This window comes from Paraniabella aurantiaca (assembly GCF_050309965.1).
Classification (GTDB): Bacteria; Bacteroidota; Bacteroidia; order Chitinophagales; family Chitinophagaceae; genus Niabella.
In genome coordinates this window covers 790,766-803,644 of record NZ_JBLOSY010000002.1, presented here as the reverse complement: position 1 = coordinate 803,644, position 12,879 = coordinate 790,766, and the positions used below count along the sequence as shown (strand labels likewise).

General features: G+C 43.0%; 9 protein-coding genes. 3 read left to right on the top strand and 6 right to left on the bottom strand.

Annotation, left to right across the window (positions count from 1 at the left end; all coding sequences use genetic code 11):
• Positions 1–118: 118 nt before the first annotated feature.
• From ACLOAU_RS17855 to amaB, 4 genes are all read right to left on the bottom strand, one after another.
• Positions 119–2,380 (bottom strand): sodium-translocating pyrophosphatase, encoded by a 2,262-nt coding sequence (locus ACLOAU_RS17855; RefSeq protein ID WP_427863267.1) that lies wholly within the window; start codon positions 2,378–2,380, stop codon positions 119–121.
• A 130-nt stretch (positions 2,381–2,510) separates the two neighbouring features.
• Positions 2,511–3,848, bottom strand: a complete 1,338-nt coding sequence (locus ACLOAU_RS17850) for a saccharopine dehydrogenase C-terminal domain-containing protein (protein ID WP_427863266.1) — start codon at positions 3,846–3,848, stop codon at positions 2,511–2,513.
• A gap of 152 nt (positions 3,849–4,000) precedes the next feature.
• Positions 4,001–5,686: a S8 family peptidase gene (locus tag ACLOAU_RS17845; protein WP_427863265.1), complete on the bottom strand. Its 1,686-nt coding sequence runs from the start codon at positions 5,684–5,686 to the stop codon at positions 4,001–4,003.
• A 162-nt stretch (positions 5,687–5,848) separates the two neighbouring features.
• Entirely contained in the window at positions 5,849–7,375 is a 1,527-nt protein-coding gene (amaB, locus tag ACLOAU_RS17840) for an L-piperidine-6-carboxylate dehydrogenase (RefSeq protein WP_427863264.1), read from the bottom strand.
• 278 nt (positions 7,376–7,653) lie between these two features.
• On the opposite strand from amaB, the gene ACLOAU_RS17835 reads away from it, so the two are divergent.
• Both ACLOAU_RS17835 and coaD read left to right on the top strand, forming a co-directional pair.
• On the top strand, positions 7,654–8,580 hold the full coding sequence (locus ACLOAU_RS17835) for an aspartate carbamoyltransferase catalytic subunit (RefSeq protein WP_427863263.1): 927 nt from the start codon (positions 7,654–7,656) through the stop codon (positions 8,578–8,580).
• 149 nt (positions 8,581–8,729) lie between these two features.
• A complete protein-coding gene (gene coaD / locus ACLOAU_RS17830) occupies positions 8,730–9,218 on the top strand; it encodes a pantetheine-phosphate adenylyltransferase (RefSeq protein WP_427863262.1) in 489 nt (162 codons plus the stop codon).
• A gap of 32 nt (positions 9,219–9,250) precedes the next feature.
• Here the strand turns inward: coaD and ACLOAU_RS17825 are convergent, their stop codons facing one another.
• Both ACLOAU_RS17825 and ACLOAU_RS17820 read right to left on the bottom strand, forming a co-directional pair.
• On the bottom strand, positions 9,251–11,134 hold the full coding sequence (locus ACLOAU_RS17825) for an energy transducer TonB (protein WP_427863261.1): 1,884 nt from the start codon (positions 11,132–11,134) through the stop codon (positions 9,251–9,253).
• Positions 11,135–11,138: 4 nt separating this feature from the next.
• The gene (locus ACLOAU_RS17820; RefSeq protein ID WP_427863260.1) at positions 11,139–11,507 is read right to left on the bottom strand and encodes a BlaI/MecI/CopY family transcriptional regulator; all 369 of its coding nucleotides are present in this window, start codon (positions 11,505–11,507) and stop codon (positions 11,139–11,141) included.
• A gap of 182 nt (positions 11,508–11,689) precedes the next feature.
• Here ACLOAU_RS17820 and ACLOAU_RS17815 point away from each other — a divergent pair, with 182 nt between their 5' ends.
• Positions 11,690–12,730 (top strand): hypothetical protein, encoded by a 1,041-nt coding sequence (locus ACLOAU_RS17815; RefSeq protein WP_427863259.1) that lies wholly within the window; start codon positions 11,690–11,692, stop codon positions 12,728–12,730.
• Positions 12,731–12,879: the final 149 nt, after the last annotated feature.

Genomic DNA, 12,879 nt, shown 5'->3' with positions numbered 1-12,879 from the left:
GAGATTTTTGTCTCCACAAATCAGTTGGATGCTTTTCAATTAAAATTGATGTCGGCCTGGTATGATATTAAAAAAAAGGTCACCAACCGGCGACCTTTTTATTGGTAAATTTATTTTGCTACAATCGTATAGTATCCATCACTTCAAAAGTTACTTCTTTGGGACCATCTTTAGTATTCACTACTTCTGTCATTGTTTTAACTTTTTTAGGAATTAAAACCGGGTTGTGGTTGGTGGCTGCCGTAGCCGGGTTTTCCAGCTGTGCAAGGGTTGGCGCAATCACCAAAGAAACGATCGACATTAATTTAATCAGGATATTCATAGACGGACCTGATGTGTCTTTCAGCGGATCGCCCACGGTATCACCCGTTACAGATGCTTTATGTGGCTCTGATTTCTTATAGTACATTTCACCGTTGATCTCCACACCTTTTTCAAAAGACTTCTTAGCGTTATCCCATGCGCCGCCGGAATTATTCTGGAACATTCCCAATAATACCCCGCTAACTGTAGCGCCTGCTAAAAATCCGCCCAATGCTTCGGCGCCGAGGCCTGGCATAAAGCCTATCACCAAAGGCGATATAATGGCGATAGTTCCCGGAACGATCATTTTTTTGATCGATGCTTCGGTGGATATTTCAACACATTTATCGTATTCGGGCGTAGCGGTACCTTCCATGATGCCAGGAATAGTATGAAACTGCCTGCGTACCTCGGCTACCATTGCCATAGCTGCTTCACCCACTGCTCGTATAGCAAGCGATGAGAAGAGGAAGGGGATCATAGCGCCTACGAAAAGGCTGGCCAGTACATTAGCTTTATATATATCAATACCATCGATTTTAGCCACACCCACGAAGGCAGCAAACAAAGCGAGCGCCGTTAAAGCAGCCGATGCAATTGCAAAACCTTTACCGGTGGCAGCAGTTGTATTACCCACCGCATCCAGCACATCTGTTTTTTCTCTTACCTCTTTAGGTAACTCACTCATTTCAGCAATACCACCCGCGTTATCTGCAATAGGGCCAAAAGCATCAATAGCCAGCTGCATAGCAGTAGTGGCCATCATAGCAGCGGCCGCAATGGCTACTCCATAAAGACCGGCACATTCGTAAGATCCCCATATACCCGCAGCCAAAACTATGGTAGGTAAGAAGGTTGATTCCATACCAATAGCCAAGCCTCCGATTACATTGGTAGCATGCCCTGTTGATGATTTTTTGATAATCATATTCACCGGCCGTTTGCCCATTGCTGTATAGTATTCGGTAATAATACTCATTAGAGCGCCTACAAGCAGGCCTACACCAATGGCTCCCAGTACGCCATACTTGGTAAATGCGAAACCACGCAACTCCATGTGGTGAGGCAGCAGCCAAATCACCAGGCCGGCAGAAGCAATGGCTGTTAATATCATAGAACCCCAGTTGCCCATATTCAGTGCTCTTTGCACCGTTTCAGTGCTGATACTGGCGGTTTCACTGATCTTTACAAACAGGGTGCCTATAATAGAGAACAGAATTCCGATACCTGCGATTAACATAGGTAAGATAATGGGAGAGAAGCCTCCTAAAACATCGGTGCCGTCTACGATATTGATTTGCTGTCCCAGTACAATAGTTGCCAGAACGGTAGCTACATAAGAGCCAAAAAGATCGGCTCCCATGCCGGCCACATCGCCAACATTATCACCCACATTGTCTGCAATGGTTGCGGGGTTGCGGGGATCATCTTCCGGAATCCCTGCTTCCACTTTTCCGACAAGGTCGGCGCCTACATCAGCCGCTTTGGTATAGATACCGCCACCTACGCGGGCAAACAAAGCTATCGATTCGGCACCCAATGAAAAGCCCGTTAGTACCTCGATGGTCTGGATCATTTCATGAGAGTTGAGTGCTGCATCGGGAGCGAAATAAGCCTTTAACAAAATATATAATCCTCCTAACCCTAAAACGGCCATACCAGCCACACCTACGCCCATTACCGCACCACCGCCAAACGATACATTTAAAGCCTTTTTCAAGCTGCTTCTTGCCGCATGTGCTGTACGTACATTTGATAAGGTGGCCGAACGCATACCTATATAACCGGCAAGGGCACTTAAAACTGCTCCAAGAACAAAAGCTACAGATATCATCCAGTGCGAATGAGGATTGGTTTGAGCAAGCACTGCCAATAAAATACCTACTACTACTACAAAGTAGCCCAATATCTTCCATTCGGCTTTTAAAAAGGCCATGGCACCTACACTAATGTAGTTGCTGATTTCTTTCATTCGCGGAGTACCGGCGTCCTGCCTGGCTACCCATTTAAATTTGACATACGTGTACAATAAGCCAATGATGGCCATCACTGGTACGAGATAGATGATGTGTTGCATATAAATTATATATCCTTTCGATTTGGCAAGGCCTACAAATATAGGTGAAGCGATTAAATTGTTATGGTTTATTTCGTTGTAAGTAAATAAATGGTTTCGTTTTATTTACTTCGGTATTTAATGACTTAATTTACAAATCTTCAAACTTAATTTTCTTTTCTTTTAATTTAATTAAAACCGGTTCGTAAATCTCCCTGGTAACAGGAATTTTTAAGCCCGCAATGTTTATTTTTTTCTCAAGTATCAGTTCAGCGGCTATACCTAACGGGAGACCCACTGTTTTGGCCATCGCTGTGTTTAAAGCGTTATCGCCTTTTACAATCATACAACTTTTTGTTGAATATAAGCGATTGTTTTTTTCATAATCAACTTCGTGAAGCATGATGATCATATCTCTGTCATCCCGGGCCATTTTCAAATGAGTTTCCAATAAATAACGAAGTGCATCGGCTGAAGATCTGGCTTGTGGAGGGAGCGGGTGCCTGTTATTCAGCCCCAAATAAGTAAACTGTTTTCGTATCAATGCTCTGTCGGCTTCAGCAACTACGGTGTCGATATAACGATCAAAAGAGGCCAATGGATAGCGCTGCTGAATCGTTTGATTAAACCAGTCAGCAGTATCGCTGTATGGAACAGCTTCTTTAAAAGGAGCAGTATCGGTTAACCCTGCTTCGACTATATATTGCCAGGCTTTACAGAAGTGTGGATGGCGCAAGGTGGTTCGCATAAAAGTATCAGCTGTTTCCAGTCCATATAGAGTTGCATAGGAAAGAGAATCTCTGTTAGGATAATAAGCATAAGATCCGGCACCATTTATCTTAACTGTCGGGTTGTTTTTAAAGATCTCCTTATAACTTTTTTCTATGGTTTTCCCCCCATACTTGTATACTGCGCCTGTTTTGCCAGCGTTGACTACATTGGCGGGGTTCCATGTTATTTTATAATGCCATGGATTATCATCACTTTCGGGCGCTATCAGTCCTCCGCAATGTGATTTAAAACTTCTGATAACTGCTCCCTGGCTTTTGATTCCCTGTATCAGTTGCATAGCGCTCATATGGTCAATACCGGGGTCAAGACCCATTTCGCAAAGAAATAGTAAACCCTTTCGGCTGATTTCAGCTTCCAGCTTTTTTATGGACTCATCCAGGTAAGAAGCGGTCAGGAGATGTTTGCTATAAGCAACACAATCCTGCGCCACAAGATAATGTAATGCAGGAGGGAGCATAGATATAACAATATCCGCCTGGCTGATGGTATGGCGTCTTTCTTCCGCCTCACTGATATTAAAAGACAATGCAGAACCGTTGGGGTGCCCTTTTATCTTCGATTGCACTAAAAGAAGATCGGCATCCACTACAGTTAACTTCCATTTGCAGCGATCAGATTGATCGAGCAAATAGCCGATCAATACCGTCGCAGACTTACCTGCGCCAAACAGGAGTATTTGCTTTATTTCACTGGTCAATCATTAGTAGTTTTCAGTTTGAAGATTTTGACTGCAGGCCATATCAGCAAGAATAGCTTTTATCGCCTCCATTTTTAATAATTTGCCTGCTTTTAAGGTATAAAAAAAGCTACCATTAAGGTAGCCTTTAATTATCTTAAAAACAAGAATGGCTATTTCTTTTTCTTTGTTGCCGTAGGTTTCTTAGCCGAAGCGGCCTTTGTCAGCCTGCTTTCTTCATTGGCTAACTTAACAGCTTTATAGGCATTTACAATACCTCCATATACAGATAGCTCAGACAGGTTAACATCCGGGCCGCCGCCTGGGTTCTTCACTCTGTCGGAAGGTTTGCTTACGCTTTTTTCAATGATATTTTTCACCTGTACCGCAGAAAGATTAGGGTAATAGCTCATAATAAGCGCAGCTACTCCCGATACTACAGGTGCTGCCATACTGGTTCCCTGTAAATCTGCATAGGTATTGCCGCCCGGAACAGTTGAGTAGATCTTTACACCAGGCGAAAAAATATCCACCTCTTTTTTCCCGTAGTTGGAGAAGCTGGCTGTTAGTCCACCCGATTTTTTATCGCCGCTTGCACCAATGGTAATCCAGCTTTGAGGCCTTTTACCATCTGCGAATTTAGCCGATGGAAAATTATAGGCCGTATCCACATTAGCAGCATCATTGCCGGCTGCATGCACCAATAATACATTTTTACTTTCAGCATATCTAACGGCATCATCTACCCATTTTTTCTCAGGCGAGTAGCCTTTGCCAAAGCTCATATTAATAACACGGGCGCCATTATCAACTGCGTAACGTATACCTAACGCAATATCTTTATCATGTTCATCACCGTCAGGAACGGCTCTGATGCTCATTAACTTTACGTTATCGGCCACGCCATCCATGCCTAATCCATTGTTGCGTGCCGCGCCAATAATACCCGCAACATGGGTACCGTGCATGGCAGACTCATTATCTACCAAAACATTATTGTTGCCATAGTACTTATCGTTAAAGTCATTGTAATTGTCTTTTACGATATCAGCGCGGTAGTTAGTGGGCGGCTGTTCTAAAAGCGACGCTTTGTCAACATCCTTTTGTACATCGTCTATCAGCATTTTGCTGGTTATATCATAATTGTCATTTCCTTTGCAGGTGGCCATCATGATCTGCTTTACTTTGGTAGCAGCTGCGGCCAGCGGAGTATATGTATTTAGATCTTTACAGCTATATACTTCTTTGTTCAGATCTTTCCTGATGATGGCGTCGCCTTCCTTTAAAACCTGGGCCATCAGTTTCATAAACTCTACTTCTTCTTTATTGGTAGCATCTTTGGTAATTTCCTGTTTTGCTCTCAGCCACAGTTGGTAATCGGCTTTTTCACCGGCAGGTATCTGGCTTTCAGCCTTGCCTTCGAACTTTTGCTTATACTTCCAGTACACCCGAGCCCCTTCAAACGAATCTTTGGTAACATTTTCTTTTCCGTCTTTGCTGCCTAAAAAGTTCCACCCATATATATCATCAATATACCCGTTCCCGTCATCATCAATGCCGTTGCCGGGTATCTCTTTGGTATTTACCCATAAAACAGGCTTCAGATCTTCATGGGTAGTGTCAATCCCAGAGTCTACAATTCCTACTATTACCGGGGTACTTTTTAATCCTTTTGACTTTAAAAAGTCGTAGGCCTGGTCAAGGCTAATTCCATATAAACCATCTTTTTGTAGGTCTTTCAAGTGCCAGCCTTTCGGCACGCTTTCGTTTTTATCGGGAGCTGAATCCTGGGCAGCAACATCAAGAGAAAAACTACCGGCAATCAAAACAAGACCTAACGCACTTAATACTCTAATCATGCAAAACAATAATTTTAATAAAACAATCTGCAAAAATAATACACATAGCTTAAAGAATATCATAAAATGATAAACGGAAAGAAAGGTGTTTTAATGGTTGTTGAGTGGGCGATCATTCAAATAATCGCCTGCTACCATTGCTATCCTCCCTTTTTGAATAAATTAGCCCAGATCGAATTGAATGCCCTGTGCCAAAGGTAGTTGGGTACTATAATTGATGGTATTGGTTTGCCGGCGCATATAATTCTTCCAGGCATCGCTGCCACTTTCCCTGCCACCGCCTGTTTCCTTTTCGCCGCCGAATGCGCCTCCGATCTCGGCTCCGGACGTACCTATATTCACATTAGCAATGCCGCAATCGCTGCCGTTAGCAGCTAAAAACTGTTCAGCTTCTCTGAGGTTATTGGTCATAATAGCAGAGGATAGCCCCTGGGGTACACTGTTTTGAATATGAATGGCCTCGTCCAGGTTCTTATACCGTATCAGGTAAAGAATAGGTGCAAAAGTTTCTGTATGCACAATGGGTAGATTGTGGGCAACTTCCGCAATACAAGGCTGCACATAGCAACCACTGCCAAAGGCTTCGTCGTTCAACACGCCTCCTTTAACTACAAAATGCCCGCCCTGTTGCACACAGTCTGCGATCGCATTAGTGTAGGCGTTTACGGCAGCCTTGTCAATCAGCGGGCCAACATGGTTACCGGCGTCCAACGGGTCGCCGATCTTTAATTGCTGGTAAGCTTTGACCAGTTTTTCTTTAAAAGCTTCGTAAATATCTTCATGAATAATCAGTCTGCGGGTAGTGGTACACCTTTGGCCGGCTGTACCCACTGCACCGAAAACAGCGGCTGGTATTGCAATATTCAGATCAGCGTCTTTGGAAATGATAATGGCATTATTTCCACCCAGCTCTAGCAGGGAGCGGCCCAAGCGTTGCGCCACTTTTGCAGCTACGGCCTTTCCCATGCGGGTTGAACCCGTAGCAGATACCAGGGGAATGCGCTCGTCTGAAGCTATCCATTCACCTGTTTCGGCATTGCCATTAACCACGCAGGAAACGCCTTCTGGTACCTGGTGTTCTTCAAAAACCTTTGCTACTATGTTTTGACAGGCGATGCCGCAAAGCGGCGTTTTTTCTGAAGGTTTCCAGATACAAACATCGCCGCAAACCCAGGCCAGCATAGCATTCCAGCTCCATACGGCAACGGGGAAATTGAAGGCTGATATAATGCCCACAAGGCCTAACGGATGGTATTGCTCATACATCCTGTGTCCGGGGCGCTCGCTATGCATGGTTAAGCCGTGCAACTGGCGACTTAAACCTACAGCAAAATCGCAGATATCGATCATCTCCTGAACCTCACCCAGACCTTCCTGCAGGCTTTTCCCCATTTCATAGGAGACCAGTTTACCCAGGTTCTCTTTATTATTGCGCAGCGCGTCACCAATGCGGCGAACAATCTCTCCGCGCTTGGGCGCCGGCCACAGCCTCCATTCTTTAAAAGCCTGCTGCGCTTTTTCAATTACCAGTTCGTAATCGGCGCGGGTGGTAGTTTGCACTGCACCAATGAGCTTTCCATCAACAGGAGATAGGGATTGTATTTCGCTGTTACCTGATGAGAGCCAGTTACTTCCTGTACCTGTTCCGCTATTGATAGCCGACAGGCCCAGCTTTTGTAGAAATTCCATAGACAATCTTCTTGATTATTATAAAATTAAGGAAATGAACAGATGTTTGTAAAGGGTTGGTATAATATTCTGAGAACGCTGGTGTTATTCCGTTCATCTCGAGCAAAGCCGGCCTCGTAAGCTCACTTTGATTAGGCAGGCACTTACACGCCGAAATCAGAAAATGAACCAGTTTGAAGATAAAATCAGGCCACCTACAAGGTAACCCGGCGGGTAAGCTGGCATTAATTTATTTTGTTGTGGGACATTTAATTTTCATCCTTTATCTTTGATTTTTAATGAAGCTTTCAACGCAACACTTGCTCGGCATTAAAGACCTCACGAAGGAGGATATTTCTCTTTTTTTAGATACCGCCACTCAATTTAAAGAAGTTTTACAACGGCCGGTTAAAAAAGTGCCCTCTTTAAGAGATGTTACCATTGTAAATCTGTTCTACGAGAATTCAACACGCACCCGTATCTCTTTTGAGCTGGCAGAGAAAAGATTGTCAGCCGACACGATCAATTTTACCGCATCAGGGTCTTCCGTTTCCAAGGGCGAAACATTACTGGATACTGTGAACAATATTTTATCCATGAAGGTGGATATGGTGGTGATGCGGCATAGCGCCAGCGGTGCCCCGCATTTCTTATCGCAACATATCCCTGCAGCGATTGTAAACGCAGGCGATGGTGTTAACGAACATCCTACCCAGGGTTTACTGGATGCTTTTTCTATACGGGAAAAAGTGGGTAAGCTGGCAGGAACCAAAGTGGCTATCATCGGCGATATCACCCATAGCCGCGTGGCCATGAGTAATATGTATCTCTTAAAGAAAATGGGCGCTGAAGTAACACTGTGTGGTCCTCCTACATTAATTCCCAAATATGCGCGGGAGGCTTTTGGTGTGAATGTAAGTTATAACCTCGAAGAAACCCTGAACTGGTGCGATGTGGCTAACGTATTACGTATACAGCTGGAAAGGCAAAACCAGGTATTGTTTTCTTCATTGAGAGAGTACAACCTGAGCTATGGTATCAGCCGCAAATTGCTGGAGGGTTTAAAAAAGGACGTAGTGATCATGCATCCGGGCCCTATCAACCGGGGCGTAGAACTGGATAGCGATGTAGCCGACAGCGGACAGTCTATTATTTTACAACAGGTAGAAAATGGGGTAGCGGTGCGTATGGCCGTATTATATTTGCTCTCGAATAAGAATAATTAGTGGGTGGGAAGTAGTGAGTAGGGAATGGGAAGTAGTGAATAGGAGGTAATGAGTAGTAAATGATAAAAATGCTGATGGTGTGGATCTGATATCTAGTATCTAACATCTAAAATCTGGCATCAAGTATCTAACATCTAATGTCTGCATAAATGTCTGAAAGAATCTGTTTATTTCCCGGAACCTTTGATCCTATTACATTAGGTCATGAAGATATTATCAACAGGGCGCTGCCGTTGTTTGACAAAATTATCGTGGGCATAGGATTTAACACCTCCAAGAAGCCTATGTTTTCTACCTCTCAGCGTTTGCAGTGGATTAAAGATATTTACGGAAATGCCGACAGGGTACAGGGGGCCGTTTACGAGGGGTTGACCGTTAACTTTTGTAAAAAAATAGGAGCACGTTTTATACTAAGAGGCATACGCTATGTAAGCGATTTTGAATACGAAAAAACAATTGCAGATGCCAACCGTGCTTTAGATAAGGAAATCGAAACGGTGTTTCTTACCGGTGAGCCCAAATACACATCGGTGGCTTCTACAATTGTTCGTGATATTATTAAAAACGGCGGAGATGCCAGTCCTTTCCTGTCGCAGGTGGTTTGTGAATCATTAAGAACAATACCGTTGGCGGGTTAATCTTTCTTCAATTCATTTATAGGTTAAGGCAATTATGGTGATTGCGGGTTAATCTTTGGCATCTGGTCGGAAACTTCGAATTTTATAAGCTCTGTGCGATATGCCACTACTTCTCTGCCGTTTTGAATGGCAGGTTTCCACTTCCCCGATTTTTTAATTACCCGAACAGCCTCTTCATCCATGCCATATCCTGCTTTTTTACCAACGGTTTTCACATCCGTGACGTTACCTTCTTTTGATACAATGAACTGCACAGCTGTAGTGTAAGAGCCCTTGGGTGCATTATTATTTACGGCCACCTTTCTATCTAAATTTCTTGCAATGAAAGCATTCCAATTACCAGGATAAGCAGCATCTGTTTCTACCCTGGTAAAAACTTCAGGCTCTTTTCCGGAATTGCCGGGAGATGATGGGCGAGTAACAATACCTATATTCCGGGGGCTGCTTTCGTCAGCTTTTGCCGTTTTTCTCATTACATAGAAATTGATGGGCTGAATACGGTAAGATTTTACCGGCTTATTCTTCCCTTCTGCATTATTATTATTAATGGCAGGGTACCATTCCGGAGATTTTTTTAAAATCCGTACCACTTCTTCTTCCATGCCATACCCTTCGTTGGTAATGGGTTCTATGTTTGAAACGGTGCCATCTTCGTTTACAACAAATCGAACCAATACTTCGTAATTACCGGCAGGGGCGCCGTTTTGGGTAGGAATTTGGCCATCGAGATTTCTCTCCAGGAAATTATTCCAGTTACCCGAAAATTTAGCCTCAACATCTACTTTGATTTCTCCTTCTTTCAAAATCTTTTTAGGGCTTTCCTCTTCTGTCCAGCCTACCACAGTAATTGTGTTTAACTTGCGATATCGCCCGTTACCGGTTATATAGTCAGTGCTCACTTCATTAGGCTTTCTTCCCGTAATTTCTTTTGTAGCTTTAGCAGGAACGGTGTCCTTAGCAATGGTAGCAGTCGCTTCACTGTTTACAACCGTAGCAGGAACAGGTAATTTTGCAGATCTGTCGGTATTAACATTCAAATTGTCGGATACCATACTGCTTATTTCCTTTTCGTAGGTAAAAGCAAACAACGCAATGGCCGTTGTTGCAACGGGCAATACCAATAATTTTCTCAGCCATTGGTATTGTGGCTTTTTGGATGATGTTAGCATAGTAATTCTTCTTTTTAATTGATTGTGAAAAAATGGATTGATCAATTGCCGATGCCGGCTGCCTATCGCATGCATCAATAATAGCTCTGCGTACGAAGCATTATTACTGTTGCCTGCCGCATGCTGGTCGGCTAAAAACTCCTGTATGGTTTTTACTTCTTTCCGGTATAAATAAAAGAAGGGATTGAACCAGCAAATGCTTACAATAATTTCCATAAACAGCAGGTCCAGGCTATGTTTGCTGCGGATATGGTACATTTCATGTTTAAACATATAAATGCCTTCTGTCGACTCTAATTCGGTACGTTCATTCCAGAACAGCCATTTAAAGAAGGAGAATGGCGCATCAGGATGGACGGTTCTTATAAATTGGATTTCTTCAAAGGATTCTGTAATTGATGTTTTTTTAATCCGCGCAATTTGCAAAACGGCCCTCAGTAACTTCAGCGCCATCCACAAAACAATGCATCCGTAAACAATATATAATGCTTGCGCATAATCGAAGTCATTAGTAGTGGCCGTAACAACTACTGTTTCTCCGGTACTAACAAAGGCATACACCGGATTTGCAGTCGTGTCTTTCACTATCACAGGTATTTTAAGCAACGGCAGGAAAAGGCTGAGCGACATGGCAAACAATAAGTAAAACCGGTTATACTGGTGAAATTTTTCATTGCGCAGGAAGAAGTGATAATAGGCATATAATACGCCCGAGCAGGCAATCATTTGAATTAAATAGGTAAGCATGCGGCTATTGTTTTTTTTGCTGACTTTTAATTTGATGTAACAGGGACTCCAGTTCTTCAATACTTAAATTGTTTTCCTTTACCATAAAGGATACCACATTGCTAAAAGACCCTTCAAAATATCCTTTTACCATCTGCTTCATCGTTTTCTTAGAATAATCTTCCTTGCTAATGGCCGCAGTATACTGGTGTTGCCGGCCGAAAACATTTACCGTAACAAATTCCTTTTCGGTTAGTATTTTTAGTATAGTAGCCACCGTGTTCTGATGCGGCTTGGGAACAGGCATATTATCCAGCAGCTCCCGGAGAAACTGTGGCCCGTTGTTCCATAAAATATGCATGATCTGTTCTTCGGCTTTTGTAAGTTGTTTCATATTGATAATTTAATCTGACAGCAATTTAAAACTAATTTTTTAGTTTAACAACTATTTTTTTAGTTATAATTTTTTTTATAAAAATCTATCCTGAAAATGATTAAGAGAAAGTCATAACTAATTTATTTGGAATGAAGTAATAAAAAGGTTTTCTTTGGGTTACTTCTAAACCAATTACGATCATGAAATACACATTTCAACTGCTGTGTAGCATAGTATTAGTTATTACACAATACCAGCTTACAAATGCCCAGGGAACCGAAACTTTTGAGGGGGCTACCGTTGGTGCCACATCGTTTACCAATAATGGAAAAACCTTTAATCTCACCACTAATGCACCGGCCTTTTTTGTGGCCAATTTTAGTGGGCTGGGTTATGGTCTTTCCAATCGTTTTATACATCTGACGGATTCGTACGGATCCATATCTTCCATTTCTGTTCCATTGGGAAGTTTTAAGATCAATAATTTTTGGTTTTATGTAACCGGTAATGCTACGCAGTCTCCAGGCGCTCCCAATCCGGCAACAGGCCCCGGCTCGGTGACTTTTACCGGCAAGTTTAGAGGTGCAACCCAGTTTAGTTTTACTAAAACAACCGGCTTTGCCACCACAACCAACTTACCGGGAAACGGGTTTGCACTGATCGATTTTGCCACTGAGGGTGGCACTAATAATACCAATGTTTCAATAGATCAGCTGGAAATAACATTAAGTTCCAATTTTGATTACTTCGCTATTGATAATTTTAACTGGGCGCAGGGCGCCCTGCCTGTTACCTTCGGTTCGATAGCTGCAACGGTTTCCAAAGAAAATGCCCATGTTACATGGCAAACCCTCTCGGAAACCAATAATGACCATTTCGAGGTACAGGTGTCAATAGATGGAAAAAGCTTTACAACCGTAGCTTCTGTAGCCTCAAAAGCTGCAGGTGGCAGCTCGGATGCAACAATCAATTACGAAACCGGTTTTAGCTTTAAAGACACAACAGCTACAGCTGGTATTTACCTGGCGTCTTTGCTGTTCTTAGGAATGGCACCTGCTAAAAGGAAACGGTTTATTCTTGCACTGATGCTTGCTCTTGGTATTGCCGGCTGGCTGGGCTGTTCAAAAAATGATAACGGTGTACCAGCAGATGCGGAGAAGTATTACCTGCGTATAGCACAGGTAGATAAAGATGGTGGAAGGTCTTTTAGCAAGACAGTGGTAGCAGAAACTAATAACTGATGCTAATTATGCCGAGGTGTGGTAAAATTCCAGGTCAAAGTATTATTGATTCTTTTTGGAGTAGAAAAGAATGTAATATTAATGCTTGCTGCTCTCTGTCTATAATGTTCGCACGGTATTGCGCATTTTAGCTTATTTTGCACACTATC